We start from the raw sequence: 15,970 nt of genomic DNA, 5'->3' as shown, positions 1-15,970 counted from the left end.
CCTGATCGCCGCCGGCGCTACCCGGGCGTTGGCCTGCCTTGAGGTCCTGTTTACCCGGGTCGCCTAGGATCCACCGGGTGAGCAGCACGAACCCCCCCTCCGTTTCCGTTGTGGTGATCGCGTACAACGACGCCGGGCTCGTGGGCGAAGCCGTCGAATCGGCTCTCGCCCAGGGCCCGGTGGTCGCCGAGGTCATCGCCGTGAACGACGCCTCGTCCGACGGCACCGCGCGGGTGCTGGACGAGCTGGCCGCCCGGCACCCCCGTCTGAAGGTCGTGCACCGCACGGAGAACAGCGGCGGGTGCGGCACCCCGCGCAACGACGGGATCGCCGCCGCGACCTCCCCGTACGTCCTGTTCCTGGACAGCGACGACGTGCTGCCCCCGGGGGCGGCCGACGCCCTGGTGCGGGCCGCGGAGGAGCACCGGGCCCCGGTCACGGTCGGCGCGTGCGTGCGCCGCGAGCTCCCGCTCCACCACGACGTGCCGTGGATGCCGGGGCTGTACACCGCGGGCGACGTGATCGAACAGCCCGCGGACCGGCCCGATCTGGTCCGCGACACGCTCTGCGTCAACAAGCTGTACGACCGGTCATTCCTGAATAAGCATTCGATCCGCTTTCCCGACGGTCGCTTCGTCTACGAGGACTTCGTCTTCACCTCGCGCGTCCTGGCGGCCGCCCCCCGCGTCGCGGTGATCGACGACCTGGTCTACGTGTGGCACGTGCGCCGCGACGCCGCACAGGTGTCGATCTCCCTCGACCGCAAGGACGTCGGCAACTGGCGCGCCCGCATCGAGGCCCACCGCACCGCCGCCCGGACGCTCGCCGCCGCCTCCCCGGAGCTGGGCCACGCCTGCCACGTCAAGTTCATCGAGTACGACCTGCGCATGTACCTGCGCGAGCTCGGCAAGGACCCCGAGTACCAGGCCGCCTGGTGGACGATGACCCGCGAGTACCTCGACACCTTCGACGGGGCCGCCGTCGAGGCCGCGGCCCCGCACGCGCGCTGGATCGTACGCGTGCTGCGCGCCACCGCCACCCCGCCCGCCGACGTCGAGCGGCTGACCCGCTTCGCCGCCGAGCCGCCGCGCCTGCTGCCCCCGTACGCGACCGGCCCCGACGGGGTGCCGGTGTGGAGCGAGGAACTCCCGGTCGAGCTGGACGGCCTGCGCGAGCTGCCGACGCCCGCGCTGCCGGTGACCATCGACGCCGAACCCGCGGGCAACGGCGCCGTGCGGCTGCGGCTGCACGACCTGTACGGGCGGCTCGCCGAGGCCGGCCCGCGGACCGTGCGGCTGCGCTTCCTGCCCCGCGCCGGTGGCGATCCCGTACTGGCGAAGGCCGTGGAGCTGACCCCGGACGAGGACGGCGGCTGGTCGGTGGTGCTTCCGTTCCGCCTCGGAGACCTGGCCGCCACGGGCCGCAGGATGGGCCTGCGCCGACTCCAGGCGTGGCACGTCGAAGCGGTCGTGGAGTGCGCGGACGGGAGCTCCCTGAAGACCTCCCTGCGCCCCCGGGGCGGCCTGCTGCGCCGCCGCGCCCTGCCCAGCAGCCGGTACGGTGTTCTGCTGACGCAGCCGTACCGCACGGGTTCGGGCTCGCTCGCCCTGCGCCTCGCGCCGGGCGCCGCGGGCGCGATGTTCCTCGTACGGAACCGGTTCGACCGCGCCAGGGCAGCGTGCGCGTCGCACTGAGCACCGCTCACGGAAACGACAGGACCAGGAGCAACACATGACCTTTCTGATCACCGGTGGCGCCGGATACATCGGGTCGCACGTCGTCCGCGCGATGGTGCTCGCGGGGCAGAAGGTCGTCGTCTTCGACGACCTCTCCACGGGCAACGAGGACCGTGTGCCGGAAGGCGTCCCGCTGGTGGTCGGCTCGGTCCTGGACCGCCTGGCCGTGGACGCGGTCATCCGCGCGCACAAGATCACCGGTGTGGTGCACCTCGCGGGCAAGAAGCAGGTCGGCGAGTCCGTCGAGAAGCCGCTGTACTACTACCACGAGAACCTGCAGGGCCTCACGGTCCTGCTCCAGTCCGTGGCCGACGCGGGCGTCCGCAACTTCCTCTTCTCCTCCTCCGCCTCCGTCTACGGCACGCCCGACGTGGACCTGGTCACCGAGGACACCCCGTGCCTGCCGCTGAGCCCCTACGGCGAGACGAAGCTGGCCGGCGAGTGGCTGGTGCGCTCCGCGGGCCGGGCGCACGGCATCTCCACCGCCTGCCTGCGCTACTTCAACGTGGCGGGCGCCGCGACCCCCGAACTCGCCGACACGGGCGTGTTCAACCTCGTCCCGATGGTCTTCGAGCGGTTCGACAAGGGCGAGGGCGCGCTCATCTTCGGCGACGACTACCCGACGCCGGACGGCACCTGCATCCGTGACTACATCCACGTCGAGGACCTCGCGGAGGCCCACGTGGCGGCGGCCCGCAAGCTCGCCGAGTGGGCCGCGGCCGGGGAGTACAAGGACCTCACCGTCAACATCGGCCGTGGTGAGGGCGTCTCCGTCGCGGAGATGGTCGACCTCCTGAACAAGGGCACGGGACACACCCACGCCCCGGTGATCAGCCCCCGCCGCCCCGGTGACCCGGCGAAGGTCGTGGCCTCGGCCGACAGGATCGCCGACGTGCTCGGCTGGAAGGCCCGGCGCGACGTCCGGGAGATGGTCAGCTCCGCCTGGGCGGGCTGGCAGGCCAACAAGGAGGCGGCGAAGGCCGGGCACAAGGACCGCCACAAGGACGTCCACGCGCTCTGACCGGGCCGATACCCCTTCATACGCGAAGCCGCCCGCCCCGGATTCCTCCGGGGCGGGCGGCTTCCCGCGTACGGGGGGCGGTGTCAGCGCTCCAGGAAGGAGAACAGCTCCTCCCACCGGTCGGTGATCTCGGCGCTGGAGTAGCGCTTCACCGAACGGAACGCCGTGTCCCCGAGCCGGTCGCGCAGCTCGCCGTCGCTCATCAGCGCGTCGAGGTGCCCGGCCAGCTCCATCGTGTTGCCCAGCCGGGCGAGCAGCCCGTCCTCGCCGTGGCGGACGATCTCCCGCACACCCGGCGCGCAGTCGAAGGCCGCGACCGGCAGGCCCGCCGCCATCGCCTCCAGCAGAGTGATCGGGAAGCCCTCGGCCCGCGAGGCCTGTGCGAAGACCGAGGCCCCGCGCAGCGCGCCCAGCACGTCGTCGGTGCTGCCCATCCACTCCACGGACTCGTCCAGCCCCAGCGAGGCGCAGTGCGCCCGCAGCGCCGGCTCCTCCACGCCCGCCCCGTAGATCCGCAAGGTCCAGTCGGGGTGCTGCGGAGAGGCCTCGGCCCAGGCGTCGAGCAGCAGGTCGACGCCCTTCTCGAAGGCGAGGCGACCGACGCAGGCCACGACCTTCCCGGTGCGCGGGGCGGGGGAGTCCGGCATGAAGGGCAGCGGGTTCGGCATGCTGCCCACGTTCTCCATGCCCGACCGGATCCAGAGGTCCGCGTCCTCCGGGGTCAGCACCAGCAGCCGGTCGACCTCCGGGTAGTGCCGGCGCACGCGCGCACCACGGGTGGACTTCTGGCTGGCCTCGAAGGACTCGTGGCTCATCCCGATGACGGTGAGCCCCTTGGTGTCGGCGAGGGCCACCCACTCCATCGCCCAGACCTGGGTGACGATGACCACGCTGCCGGGGCGGGCCGCCCGGAACAGCTCGCCGAGCCGCTCCGCCTTGACCCGCATCTTCGCCCGCCGGGCCGCCTGCCGGCGCCGCTCGGGCGCGTTCAGCCGGCCCTTGATCCCGTGCAGCCTGCGCGCCGCCGGCGGGTGGGCGTCGTACAGGGTGGTCGTCCCGTACGGCAGGTCCTGCGGCAGCTTCTGGCGGATCTCCTCGGCGACCGGGGCGATGCCGACGATGTGCACCTGGTGCCCGCGCTCCGTGAACAGCCGGGCCATCTGGTGGGACCAGGTGGTCACACCGCCGAGCTCGTCGACGCTGTTGGAGACGATGAAGATGTCCCGGCTCACTTGCCGCTCCCGGTGAAGAACTTCTCGACGATCTGGCGTGCGGCGTCCCCACGGTCGTACTCGCCGAACTCGGTCAGGAAACGCTGCCGGGACTCCGCGAACTTCGCGTCCGCCTCCTCGAAGGCCGACAGCGCCTGCAGGAGCTCGTCCGCCGTGGACACCACCGGGCCCGGCGCCTTCTCCTTCAGGTCGAAGTAGGTGCCGCGGATGTCGTTGGCGTACTTCTCGTAGTCGTACGCGAAGAACACCATCGGCCGGTCCAGCACGGCGTAGTCGAACATCACGGACGAGTAGTCCGTGATCAGCCCGTCCGCGAGGGCCAGCAGCGGAGTGATGTCGTGGTGCCGGGACACGTCGATGACGCGACCCTCGACCGACGGCGGCAGCGAGACGCTGTTGAGGTAGTGCGTGCGCACCAGCAGCGTGAAGCGGTCACCGAGCCGCTCCGCGAACTCCTCCACGTCGAAGGGGAACGCGAAGCCCTCGACCGTGCCGTCGGCCGCCGCCCGGAAGGTCGGCGCGTACAGCAGCACCTTCTTCTCCGGGTCGATGCCGAGTTCGGCCGCCAGCGGCCCGCGCACCCGCTCACCGCTCTGCGCCTCGCTCAGCTGCGCCTCGACGAGGGCGTCGTTGCGCGGGTAGCCGCTGCGCAGCAGGACCTCGTCGCGCAGCCGGAAGCCCTTGGCGAGGGTACGGGCGTCGTGCTCGGACCGGATCAGGAAGTGGTCGAAGCGGTCGACGGCCGCCTGGAACTTGTCCTGACCGGCCTTGCCCTGCGCCTTGGTGCGGGGCTCGTGGAAGCCCATCCGCTTGAGCGCGGAACCGTGCCAGGTCTGGATGTACGTGGTGCCCGCGCGCTTGGTCAGCGCCAGCGGGAAGCCCTGGTTGTCCACCCAGTACTCGGCCTGGGCCAGCGCCCGCAGGTACGCCCAGCTCCAGCGGCGCACCAGCGTGGCCTCCTTGGGGAAGCCGGTCGGCTTGCCGCCCGCGTACGACCAGATCGCCTCGAACGGCACGCCCTGGCGCACCATCTCCTCGTAGATCGCCTTCGGGCTGTCGCTGTACTGCTTGCCCATGTGGCTCTCGAAGACGACCGTGCCCTTCTTGACGGGCAGCTTCGAGAAGACCTCGTGGTAGACCTTCACCTTCTGCTCGCCGGAGCCGATGTTCCGGCGCACCCGCAGGGCCTTGCGCAGGCCCCGCTTGACCACGTTGGCCGCCTTGCCCTGTATGGCGTTGTCGATCAGCGACCGGGTGCGGACCGCGGCGGCGCCCTCGGCGGTGAGGACGTACGACAGGTTGCCCTTCTTGGTCACCTCCGGCTCGAAGCGGTCGGAGACCAGCCGCGTCAGCCGCGGCCGCACGCGCAGCCGGGCCGCCTTCTCCAGGTCGACCCCGCCGACCGAGACCCGGGTGGTGATCTTGTCGCCGCCCGCGGTCAGCTTGAGGCGGACGTCCCAGACGGCGTCGATGATGCCCAGCGGACGGACCGTCGAGCCGATGTCGGCGCTGCCGCTCCACTCGATCGTGTCACCGGCGTGTCGCACGGTTGCCACCGGGAAGCCGAAGGACCGCACCCCGATCTGCCGGCGGGCCCGGAACTCCAGTGAGCCCTTCAGTTCGGCGTCGGCCGGGATCCGCCCCAGCGGGTTCACGACGGCGCCGGACAGCGTGACGGTGCCGCGCCCGTCGTCCTCGTACGAGGTGAGGCGGTTGCCCAGCTGGAGGGAGGTGAGCGGGGTGGTGTGGAAGCCCTGCTCGGTGACGTCCAGTATCCGCCGGGCCTCCGCGGCCTCGGCCCCGTCGGCGTCGTCGATGTGCTGCGCGCACCAGTAGACGCGGCCGTCGCGCTCCGCCAGGGGGGAGGAGAGCCGGCCCTTGTTGGTCATGGCGTCGGCGGCCGGGAGCAGGTTGTCCCAGTCCTCCTTGCCCAGCAGGTACGCGCAGATCGCCTGGAGGTGGGTGACGTTCTCGTACGCCGCCGGGTCGATGCCCGCCAAGTAGCCGTTGGCGAGGCGGGCGAACTCCTGCCGGTACTCGTCGCTGAGCAGGGGCAGGTCGCGCAGGTGCAGCACCAGGTCGTGCTTGAGGAACTTGGCGTCCTTCGCGGACTTGATGTCCGTGTGGCCCTTCGAGGCGAGCAGCTCGTCGACGCGGCGGTGGATCTCCATCCGGTGGATGAAGTTCGCGATCTCGTGGCGCCGGTTGCTGATCGACTTCGCCGCGGCCTTCTCGATCACGTTCCAGAAGTAGACGTGGTTCGGGATCAGCGTGATGCGGCGGGCGGCCACGTAGGCCTGCGCGGAGAACAGCAGGTCCTCGTAGTGGATCCCGACCGGGAACTCCAGGCCCTGCTCCAGGAGGAACTCGCGCCGGTAGCACTTGTTCGTGGAGAGGGTGTCGTAGACCAGCAGGTCCGGGAAGTCGGTGATCGACTCCAGCGTGCGCGTGCGCGAGTAGATCCAGGGGTACCACTCGGTGGTCTTGCCCCACCGGTTGTCGAGGTGCACGCGGACGCACATGCCCGAGACCAGGTCGGAACCGGTGCGCTCGGCCGCGTCCAGCATGTTCCGGCAGGCGTTGCGCTCCAGCACGTCGTCGCTGTCCAGGAACATGACGTACTTGCCGGTGGCCTGCCGGATCCCGTGGTTGCGGGGCGCACCGCAGCCGCCGCTGTTCTCCGGCAGACGGAAGGCGCGCACTCTCCCCGGATGCGCCGCTTCCAGTTCCTGGGCGACCGCGTACGAGCGGTCCTTGCTGCAGTCGTCGACGATCACGACTTCGACCCCGTGCAGGGTCTGGTCCAATACCGACTGGACTGCTGTCGACAGACGCTCTGCGTCGTTGTAGACGATGACGACCACGGAGACGTCGGGCACGTGCACCTCGATCCCTTCGTTTCGTTTCGTTTCGTTCAGCTCATTCCGCTTATCTCGTCAAAGCTACCGTGTGCCGCCCTCCACTCCCGCAGGCCGACCCGACGGCCGGCCGCCGGCCGACCGTCGCCGTGCATACTTCTAAGGAAGAGGTGAGTGGCGGGTCCGGTCGCCCACAATCACCCGTTCGGAGCCAGCAGGAAGTGTCCATGACGAAGCTGTCCGTAGTTGTCCCCTGCTACAACGAAGAAGCCGTGATCGACAGCTTCGACGTCGAGATCCGCAAGATCCTGGACTCCCTCCCCGTCGAGTACGAGGTCTGCTACGTCGACGACGGCAGCCGCGACGGCACCCTCGACAAGCTCCGGAAGATCGCCGCCGAACACGGCGAGCGGACCCGGTACGTCTCCTTCAGCCGCAACTTCGGCAAGGAGGCCGGCATGCTCGCGGGCCTGCGCGAGACCACCGGCGACGCCGTCGTGATCATGGACGCGGACCTCCAGCACCCGCCGGAGCTCATCGCGACCATGCTCGAATACCACCAGCGGGGCCACGACCAGATCATCGCCCGCCGCACCCGCGAAGGCGACAAGAAGCTCCGCAGCGCGCTGAGCCGCCTCTACTACCGGGGCGTGAACCGCTGGGTCGACGTCGAGCTCACCGACGGGGTCGGCGATTTCCGCATGCTGTCGCGCCCGGCCGTGGACGCCCTGCTGTCGCTGCCGGAGTACAACCGCTTCTCCAAGGGCCTCTTCTCCTGGATCGGCTTCGACACCGTCCACTTCGACTACCGCAACGCCCAGCGCGAGGCCGGCGAGACCAAGTGGAAGTTCGGCGCCCTGCTGAACTACGGCATGGACGGCCTGATCTCCTTCAACAACCGGCCGCTGCGCATCGGGATCTGGCTCGGCGTCTCCCTCGTCGCGCTGACCTGCCTGTACGCGCTGTGGATCACGGTCATGGCGATCACCAACGGGGTCGAGTCGCCGGGCTACGTCACCCTCGTCGCCATAATCACGGGCCTGGGCGGCGTACAGATGATCATGCTGGGTCTGATCGGCGAGTACATCGGACGCATCTACTACGAGACCAAGCGGCGCCCGCACTTCCTCGTGAAGGAGTCCCACGGGGTGGACGCGCTCGCCCACCCCGCCGTCGCCGCGGCGCAGCCGACGGTCGCGGAGCCGACGATCGCGGAGCGCAGCTCCCGATGAGCAGACGAGAAAAGCTGGGCCAGGTCTTTCGCTTCGCGCTGGTCGGCGGCGTCAACACGGCCACCTTCTTCGGGCTCTACCTGCTGCTGCACCCGTGGATGCCGTACTTCGCCGCCTACTCGCTCGCCTTCGTGCTGGCGATGATCGGCTCCTTCTTCATGAACACGTACTTCACGTACCGGACCCGGCCGACGTGGAAGAAGTTCCTCCTCTTCCCGCTGACGAACGTCACGAACTACGTGATCCAGTCGGTCGGCCTCTACGCCCTGGTGGCCTGGGCCGGGATGGACACGCGCATCGCCCCGCTGGTCGCGGCGGTCGTGGCCATCCCGTTCACCTTCGTCATCTCCCGCAAGATCCTCATCCCGGGGGCCGCCGGACGGGCCGACGAACGGGAGCCGGTCGGGAGCTCGTCCACGGTCTGAAACCGCTGAGCGGCGGCCCCGCGCGACCCCGTAGATTGAGACGGCATGCATTCCGTGCATTCCGGCAAGGGGCAAGGGGACAAGACGTGTCAGCGGCTAGGCAAGGTGTCGTGGACGCCCGCAGGATCGTGGTCAAGGTCGGCTCCTCCTCCCTGACCACGGCGGCCGGCGGACTCGACGCCGACCGGGTGGACGCGCTGGTCGACGTCCTGGCCAAGTCCCGCAGCGGCGGCGAGAAGGAGATCGTCCTGGTCTCCTCCGGCGCCATCGCCGCCGGACTTTCCCCGCTCGGCCTGGCCCGCCGCCCCAAGGACCTGGCCCGCCAGCAGGCCGCCGCCAGCGTGGGCCAGGGCCTGCTCGTCGCCCGCTACACCGCCTCCTTCGCCCGCTACGGCGTCCGCGTCGGCCAGGTGCTGCTCACCACCGACGACACCAGCCGCCGCGCGCACTACCGCAACGCCTACCGCACCCTCGACCAGCTCCTCGCGATGGGCGCCCTGCCCGTCGTCAACGAGAACGACACCGTGGCCACGGACGAGATCCGCTTCGGCGACAACGACCGGCTGGCCGCCCTCGTCGCCCACCTCGTCCGCGCGGACCTCCTCGTCCTCCTGTCGGACGTGGACGGCCTCTACGACGGAGACCCGTCCCTGCCCGGCACCACGCGCATCGACGAGGTCCGCGGGCCCGAGGACATCGCGCACGTCTCCATCGGCAGCGCGGGCAAGGCGGGCGTGGGAACCGGCGGCATGGTCACCAAGGTCGAGGCCGCCCGGATCGCCGCCGCGGCGGGCATCCCCGTCGTCCTCACCTCCGCCAGCCAGGCCGCCGACGCACTGGCCGGGCGGGCGACCGGCACCCACTTCCACGCCACCGGACGCCGCTCCGCGGACCGGCTGCTGTGGCTCCAGCACGCCTCGACCCCCCAGGGCCACCTCGTCCTCGACGAAGGCGCCGTCCGCGCGGTCACCGAACGCGGCAGCTCGCTGCTGCCCGCCGGCATCGCGGCCGTCGAGGGCGACTTCGCGGCCGGCGACCCGGTCGAACTGCGCTCCGCCGACGGCCGGCCGATCGCCCGGGGCCTGGTCAACTTCGACGCCAAGGAACTCCCGCAGCTCCTCGGCCGCTCCACCCGCGAGCTCGCGGCGGAACTCGGACCCGAGTACGAACGTGAGGTCGTCCACCGGGACGATCTGGTCCTGCTGCAGGGCTGAGCTTCTGCAAAACCGCCGCGCGGCGGCCCGGGGACTGGTCAACTGTGAGGGGCCCGGGCCCCGGGCGGACACGCGTGGCGGAGACAGGAGGCGACTGGTGAGACGAGCGCTGACCAGCGTCGGCACAGGGGACGGTGACGGCGGAGCCGGGAACGACGACGCGAAGGTCGAAGCCTCCCGCCTGTGGCACGTCACCCTGAGCGTCTCCGGCAAGCCGGCGCCGCTGTCCGAGGTCCGGCGCGGGCTGGAACAACTGGCCCACGACCACCCCTTCCTCCTGACCAGCCGCTACGCCGACGACCACGCGGAGATCCGCTACTGGGAGGAGGCCCGCGACCTCCACGACGCGGCGGCCGTCGCCCTGCGGCTGTGGGGCGAACACCGCTCCTCGGCGCAACTGCCGCCGTGGGAGATCGTCGGCCTGGAGGTCATCGACCGCGCCACCTACCACCAACGTGTGGCGGAGGGCTACGGCCCACCCCCGGCCCACCCGGTGGGCGTGCACCCCTACTGAACGCGCCACTCGCGCGGCTCGGCGCCTGGGCGCCTCCCCGGCTTCGTGCCGCTGCGCCGGACTCCGTCCGTCGGCCTGCCGGGCGGGGCCTCGGCCCGGGGCCGGTGGTCGGGTGGCCGCTGCGCACCCGTGCGCTCAAACGCCGCGCGGGCTGGAACTGCCCGTAGGGCAACCCCAGCCCCGCCGGCGTTTGAGGCGCGGGGTCCGGGGCGGAGCCCCGGGGAACGGTGGAAGGGCGGGTAGGGGACCGGCCCCGCGCAGCGGCACCCCGCCGGGCCGGGCCAGAGGCGGAGGCCGGGTCCCGGGGCGCCGGGGCCGACGGGGCCGTCCCTCGGGGTGGAAAGCCCGGCGGGGCCGTCTCGCGGGGTGGAAAGCCCGGCGGGGCCGTCTCGCGGGGTGGAAAGCCCGGCGGGGCCGTCCCTCGGGGTGGAAAGCCCGGCGGGGCCGTCTCGCGGGGTGGAAAGCCCGGCGGTGGAGAGCCGGTCGGGGACTACCCTGGGCGGCATGACCTCGCTCGACGACGCCACCGCCACCTCGCCCGTCCTCACCACCGCGGCAGCGGCCCGCACGGCCGCCGCCGCCATCGCCCCACTCCCGCGGTCCGCCAAGGACACGGCCCTGCTGGCGATCGCGGACGCGCTGGAGGCCCGTACGGCCGAGATCATCGCCGCCAACGCCGTCGACACCGACAAGGCCCGCGCCGCCGGCACCAGCGAGACGGTCATCGACCGACTCACCCTCACCCCGGAGCGCGTCGCGGCCATCGCCTCCGACGTGCGCGACGTCGCGGCCCTGCCCGACCCCGTCGGCGAGGTCGTCCGCGGCAGCACCCTCCCCAACGGCATCGACCTCCGCCAGATCCGCGTGCCCCTCGGCGTCGTCGGCATCATCTACGAGGCCCGCCCCAACGTCACCGTCGACGCCGCCGCGCTCTGCCTCAAGTCCGGCAACGCGGTCCTCCTGCGCGGCAGCTCCTCCGCCTACGCCTCCAACACCGCCCTCGTCGGCATCCTCCGCGACGCCGTCGAGAGCGCCGGCCTGCCCGCCGACGCGGTCCAGCTCGTCCCCGGCGAGTCCCGCGACTCCGTCCGCGAGCTGATGCGCGCCCGCGGCCTCGTCGACGTGCTCATCCCGCGCGGCGGCGCCTCGCTCATCAAGACCGTCGTCGAGGAGTCCACCGTTCCGGTCATCGAGACCGGTACCGGCAACTGCCACGTCTACGTGGACGCCCAGGCCGACCTGGACATGGCCGTGGACATCCTCATCAACTCCAAGGCCCAGCGGCCCTCCGTCTGCAACGCCGCCGAGACCCTCCTCGTGCACCGCGACATCGCCGACGCCTTCCTGCCGCGCGCCCTGGACGCACTCGCCGACGCGGGCGTGACCGTCCACGCCGACGACCGCGTCCTCGCGGCCGCCGAGAACTCCAAGGCGAAGACCCTCCCCGCGACCGACGAGGACTGGGCCGCCGAGTACCTGTCCTACGACATCGCCGCCGCCGTCGTGGACTCCCTCGACGACGCCGTCGCCCACATCCGCCGTTGGACCTCCGGCCACACCGAGGCGATCGTCACCACCTCGCAGGCCGCGGCGCGCCGCTTCACCCAGCTGGTCGACTCGACCACGGTTGCCGTGAATGCCTCCACCCGGTTCACCGACGGTGGTCAGTTCGGCTTCGGCGCCGAAATCGGGATCTCCACGCAGAAGCTGCACGCCCGAGGCCCCATGGGCCTTCCCGAGCTCACCTCCACCAAGTACATCGTCACCGGCGACGGTCACATCCGGTAACCGGGCCGCCAACACGGTGTGGCCGGATTTCGGCGCACACCCTGCCCAAAGGTGCCCCCCAGGTCTAGGCTGTTCCTGTGCCGGACGACGTGGGGGGCAAGCCGTTCCCGGACGACGGGGAGCCCGACGACGACCGCGGAGGCGCGGATCAGGACTTCGCCTCCGTGGTGTTCGACGAGGCCTTCGTCCGGAACGCCGAGATCCATGAACCGAGTGCCGCCGAGCGCCAGCGGGCGGCCGACCGGGCGCGCGCGGAGGCCGAAGCGGCCCGAGCCGTCGCCGGCGGCTGGACGGGCGACGACGACTACGACGGTTACGGCTACGGCCGCCCCGACGGGTACGACCCCGACGAGCACGGCTGGGACCACGAGCGGGACCACCTCCACCACGACGGCCCGTACGGGGCCTACGGCGGAAGCCTGCGCCCGTACCGCGGTCGCTCGCCCTGGCTGCGCCCGGTCGCCTGGGTCCTCGCCTTCGTGATGGGCCTCGGCATGATCGCGCTCGCCTTCAGCGCCGTGTACCGCAGCGCGTCCGGCGAGGCCGACCCCGCGCCCGCGCCCGCCAGCACCCCGCTCAAGGAAGTCACGGGCGTCGGCGCGTTTACGTACCCCTCCGGCCGCCAACCCTGAAGGTACGACCCCACTCGCATCTGCCGGAGCTGGGGGCTTCTCTGAAGCGGGGACAGCGGGAGAAGCGATGGCCGTTCCAGGAGATCCACCCAACGGCACCCCCGACGGCATGGGCGGGGGCGACGACGAGTTGCGCGCGGACGAATACCGCTCCGTGGTGTTCGACGAGGACTTCGTGCGGGCCGCACGGATCCAGGAGTACTCCGCCCAGGAACGCATGGGCGAGCACGCCCGGGCCGTGCGCAGCCGCTCCATCTGGTCGGGAGGCGGCTCGGCCTCGGGCACCGGCACGCCCGGCAGGGGCGCCCGGCAGGGCATGCTGCTCGTGCTGCTCATCGCCTGTGCCTTCGCGGCCGCCGTCTACATGGGGCTGCGCAATCCCTACGTCCCGCCGGCCGGCAAGACCGCGGCGGCCCTCAGCAGCACCGTCGTCCCGCTCGCGCCCGTGGCCGCCGTGCCCGGCGGCCGCCCGGCGGACCTGTACGCGAGCAGCCCCGCTGCCGACTACCGCGTCGGGGCGGCCGGCATCACCCTCCCGGCCGCGCGCCGCACGGACCACTTCACCGAGGGCGAGGTCGTCGCCGCGCTGTCCATCGCCAAGGACTACCTGGTGCAGTCCTCGCTGGACCCGGACATCCTGTCCGGCTCCGCCTCCCGGCCGGTGCGGGTGCTGCTCGACCCCGACCAGCTGGACCAGTTCGACCGCAGCATGAGCTCGCCCTCCGGTGACGGCCGCCACGCGGCCACCGGCTGGCTGGTCCGCTTCGACCCGGGCACCGCCGTCATGGCCGACTCCCGGGTCAGGGTGAACGGAACCCTCGACTTCGCGGAGGTGGCCCCCGACGTGCTGGAGGTGCTCACCGACCACACCTTCGTCTACGCCGTACGACCCGCCACCGGAGCCCCGGCCGCCGCCGAGGGCGCCTCGCTCTTCACCGTCCGGCGCGAGCTGCGGCTGCGCTTCGACCGGGAGGACCTCACGGCCCGCCGGGCGGAACTGCTCGCGGCCTACGTGATGGCCGGGCCGCAGGACTGCTCCCAGGACCCGGCGGCCGCCTTCCGCCCGGTCCTCGCCGGAGCCGGCCCCACCACGGTGGGGCCGGCCGCCAGCGACCCGTACGCCAGCGGCCGTCCGAGGCTCTCCGCCGGGCTGTGCGGCGTACTGGCGCAGCCCTCGCCCCCGGCGGTCGGCCAGGTCAGCCCCGGCCCGTAGCCCCCGGCTCGTCCTTGTCCCCGGCGTCCTTGTCGCCCGCGTCCTTGCCCTCGGCCGGCTTGCCGCCGCCGCCCGCGCCCGCGGACGAGCCGCCCCCGGCGGCCGCGGCGAACTTGTCGCGCAGCTTGCCGCCCAGGTCGCCCGCGCCGCCCGCGAGGTCGCCGACCAGCTTCATCAGGGGGTCCTTGCTGGTGCGCACCGAATCGGCGTAGTGCGAGGCGGACTGCCGGAAGGAGTCGGTCACCGAGGTGTCCTTGTCCTCCTCCCGCCGCGGGTAGTGGCCGTCCATGATCCGCTGGAAGTCGCGGTTCTCGGACCACTTCTTCAGCTCGGCCGCCCGGACCGTGGTGAAGGGGTGCGTACGGGGCAGCATGTTGAGGATCTTCAGGACGGAATCGCGCAGGTCGCCGCCCGCCTCGTACTCCTCGGCCTGGGCCAGGAAGGCGTCCACGTTCATCTCGTGGAGGTGGTTGCCGCCGGCGATCTTCATCAGCCCCCGCATCGAGGCCTGCACGTCCTGTCCCACCAGCAGCCCGGCCCGGTCCGCCGACAGCTCGGACTTGCGGAACCACTCCCGCAGACCCGTCACCAGCGCCGTGATCGCCACGTTGCCCAGCGGGATCCACGCCACCTTCAGCGCGAGGTTCGTCAGGAAGAGCAGGATCGTGCGGTAGACGGCGTGCCCGGACAGCGCGTGGCCCACCTCGTGGCCCACCACCGCCCGCATCTCCTCCTCGTCGAGCAGCTCCACCAGACCCGTGGTCACCACGATGATCGGCTCGTCGAGCCCGATGCACATCGCGTTGGGCCTCGGGTCCTGCTGGACGTACATCTGCGGGACCTTCTCCAGGTCCAGGATGTAACAGGCGTCGCGGAGCATCGCGTACAGGTGGGGGAACTGGGTCTCGCCCACCCGCACCGAATCCGACAGGAACAGCAGCCGCAGGCTCCGCTCCGGCAGCAGGGCGCTCAGGGCCTTGAAGGCCGTGTCGAAGCCGCTCAGCTTCCGCAGCGCCACCAGCGCCGAGCGGTCCGCCGGGTGCTCGTACGCCCTCGACGAGATGCCGGGGAACCTCCTGCGGTTCCTCGCCGGAGGCTGTCCGAGGCCTGTCTCCGTCATTGCGCCCTCCCCTGGGTCGACCTGACTGGCGTGGTGTCCATCCTCTCCAACGCCTGAGTCGGCGTGAGCGTGCCCCGGGCCCCCGCATACGATGTGAGCGAAGTCTCCGCCCGCTCCCCGACTCGATAGGTACCTGCCTGATGAGCCTCGCCTCCACCGCCCACAACCTGGTCCTCCTCGCCTCGGAGGAGGTCGAGCAGCACGGTGGCAACCACGACAGCCTCAGCCCGTACCTGACGGGCGGCGCCGCGCTCGGCATCCTGCTGCTCATGCTCTGGGTGACCACCCGCCTGAACCGCGACCGCTAGGCCGCTCCGGCGCGTCCGCCGGGCCAGTAGGCTCTGCGCTCATGGGAGAGCAGGAAGTGCCTACGGGCCCGGTCAAGCGCCGCCTCGGCGTGATGGGCGGGACGTTCGACCCGATCCACCACGGACACCTGGTGGCCGCCAGCGAGGTTGCCGCCCTTTTCCACCTCGACGAGGTGGTGTTCGTGCCGACGGGCGAGCCGTGGCAGAAGTCCCAGCGGGCGGTCTCGCCCGCCGAGGACCGCTACCTGATGACGGTCATCGCCACCGCGTCGAACCCCCAGTTCTCGGTGAGCCGCATCGACATCGACCGCGGCGGGCCGACGTACACGATCGACACCCTGCGCGATCTGAAGGCGCTGAACGACGACGCCGACCTGTTCTTCATCACCGGCGCCGACGCGCTCGCCCAGATCCTGACCTGGCGCAACGCCGACGAGCTGTTCTCGCTCGCCCACTTCATCGGAGTCACCCGGCCGGGCCACGTGCTCACCGACGACGGACTGCCCGAGGGCGGTGTCTCGCTCGTCGAGGTGCCCGCGCTGGCCATCTCCTCCACGGACTGCCGTGCGAGAGTGGCCCAGGGGGATCCCGTCTGGTATCTGGTGCCCGACGGTGTGGTGCGCTACATCGACAAGCGTGAGCTGTACCGGGGAGCCTGAGCTTCCGGAGAGAGGGGC

14 protein-coding genes are annotated in these 15,970 nt (G+C 71.5%); 11 read left to right on the top strand and 3 right to left on the bottom strand.

All coding sequences use genetic code 11. The features are described from left to right. Nucleotides 1-77 precede the first annotated feature (77 nt). Both ACFYYJ_RS13765 and galE read left to right on the top strand, forming a co-directional pair. Nucleotides 78-1,694: a glycosyltransferase family 2 protein gene (locus tag ACFYYJ_RS13765; protein ID WP_385122505.1), complete on the top strand. Its 1,617-nt coding sequence runs from the start codon at nucleotides 78-80 to the stop codon at nucleotides 1,692-1,694. A 37-nt stretch (nucleotides 1,695-1,731) separates the two neighbouring features. Next, nucleotides 1,732-2,757 (top strand): UDP-glucose 4-epimerase GalE, encoded by a 1,026-nt coding sequence (gene galE, locus ACFYYJ_RS13760; RefSeq protein ID WP_385122503.1) that lies wholly within the window; start codon nucleotides 1,732-1,734, stop codon nucleotides 2,755-2,757. 83 nt (nucleotides 2,758-2,840) lie between these two features. On the opposite strand, the gene ACFYYJ_RS13755 is transcribed toward galE, so the two are convergent. Together ACFYYJ_RS13755 and ACFYYJ_RS13750 are read right to left on the bottom strand one after the other, a co-directional pair. After that, the gene (locus tag ACFYYJ_RS13755) at nucleotides 2,841-3,989 is read right to left on the bottom strand and encodes a glycosyltransferase (RefSeq protein ID WP_389131909.1); all 1,149 of its coding nucleotides are present in this window, start codon (nucleotides 3,987-3,989) and stop codon (nucleotides 2,841-2,843) included. Beyond that, nucleotides 3,986-6,874: a CDP-glycerol glycerophosphotransferase family protein gene (locus tag ACFYYJ_RS13750; protein WP_389131906.1), complete on the bottom strand. Its 2,889-nt coding sequence runs from the start codon at nucleotides 6,872-6,874 to the stop codon at nucleotides 3,986-3,988. Before ACFYYJ_RS13750 ends, ACFYYJ_RS13755 begins: the two co-directional genes overlap by 4 nt. Nucleotides 6,875-7,074: 200 nt before the next feature. Here ACFYYJ_RS13750 and ACFYYJ_RS13745 point away from each other — a divergent pair, with 200 nt between their 5' ends. From ACFYYJ_RS13745 to ACFYYJ_RS13715, 7 genes are all read left to right on the top strand, one after another. Then, nucleotides 7,075-8,079 (top strand): glycosyltransferase family 2 protein, encoded by a 1,005-nt coding sequence (locus ACFYYJ_RS13745; RefSeq protein ID WP_389131904.1) that lies wholly within the window; start codon nucleotides 7,075-7,077, stop codon nucleotides 8,077-8,079. Further along, nucleotides 8,076-8,504 carry a GtrA family protein gene (locus tag ACFYYJ_RS13740; protein ID WP_385122495.1) on the top strand — a complete coding sequence of 143 codons (429 nt, stop codon included), beginning with the start codon at nucleotides 8,076-8,078 and terminating at the stop codon, nucleotides 8,502-8,504. Before ACFYYJ_RS13745 ends, ACFYYJ_RS13740 begins: the two co-directional genes overlap by 4 nt. Before the next feature lie 86 nt (nucleotides 8,505-8,590). Next, nucleotides 8,591-9,718 carry a glutamate 5-kinase gene (proB, locus tag ACFYYJ_RS13735; RefSeq protein WP_384588496.1) on the top strand — a complete coding sequence of 376 codons (1,128 nt, stop codon included), beginning with the start codon at nucleotides 8,591-8,593 and terminating at the stop codon, nucleotides 9,716-9,718. A gap of 109 nt (nucleotides 9,719-9,827) precedes the next feature. Next, nucleotides 9,828-10,232, top strand: coding sequence for a hypothetical protein (locus ACFYYJ_RS13730; protein ID WP_385364970.1), 405 nt, complete (start codon nucleotides 9,828-9,830; stop codon nucleotides 10,230-10,232). 504 nt (nucleotides 10,233-10,736) lie between these two features. Then, entirely contained in the window at nucleotides 10,737-12,020 is a 1,284-nt protein-coding gene (locus ACFYYJ_RS13725; protein ID WP_385122491.1) for a glutamate-5-semialdehyde dehydrogenase, read from the top strand. 77 nt (nucleotides 12,021-12,097) lie between these two features. Next, a complete protein-coding gene (locus ACFYYJ_RS13720) occupies nucleotides 12,098-12,652 on the top strand; it encodes a hypothetical protein (RefSeq protein WP_384757620.1) in 555 nt (184 codons plus the stop codon). A 67-nt stretch (nucleotides 12,653-12,719) separates the two neighbouring features. Further along, on the top strand, nucleotides 12,720-13,865 hold the full coding sequence (locus tag ACFYYJ_RS13715; RefSeq protein WP_389131901.1) for a hypothetical protein: 1,146 nt from the start codon (nucleotides 12,720-12,722) through the stop codon (nucleotides 13,863-13,865). Here ACFYYJ_RS13715 and ACFYYJ_RS13710 read toward each other — a convergent pair. Then, nucleotides 13,849-14,985, bottom strand: coding sequence for a M48 family metallopeptidase (locus ACFYYJ_RS13710; RefSeq protein WP_385364962.1), 1,137 nt, complete (start codon nucleotides 14,983-14,985; stop codon nucleotides 13,849-13,851). The genes ACFYYJ_RS13715 and ACFYYJ_RS13710 overlap by 17 nt on opposite strands. A 140-nt stretch (nucleotides 14,986-15,125) precedes the next feature. On the opposite strand from ACFYYJ_RS13710, the gene ACFYYJ_RS13705 reads away from it, so the two are divergent. Both ACFYYJ_RS13705 and nadD read left to right on the top strand, forming a co-directional pair. Then, nucleotides 15,126-15,293, top strand: a complete 168-nt coding sequence (locus ACFYYJ_RS13705) for a hypothetical protein (RefSeq protein ID WP_384757629.1) — start codon at nucleotides 15,126-15,128, stop codon at nucleotides 15,291-15,293. A gap of 41 nt (nucleotides 15,294-15,334) precedes the next feature. Further along, nucleotides 15,335-15,952 (top strand): nicotinate-nucleotide adenylyltransferase, encoded by a 618-nt coding sequence (gene nadD / locus ACFYYJ_RS13700; protein WP_365172146.1) that lies wholly within the window; start codon nucleotides 15,335-15,337, stop codon nucleotides 15,950-15,952. The last annotated feature ends 18 nt before the right edge of the window (nucleotides 15,953-15,970 follow it).

The organism is Streptomyces sp. NPDC002467, assembly GCF_042889825.1.
In the GTDB taxonomy this organism is placed as follows: domain Bacteria; phylum Actinomycetota; class Actinomycetes; order Streptomycetales; family Streptomycetaceae; genus Streptomyces.
Note: the sequence above shows the minus strand (reverse complement) of the source record. Positions and strands in the feature narration are given on the sequence as shown.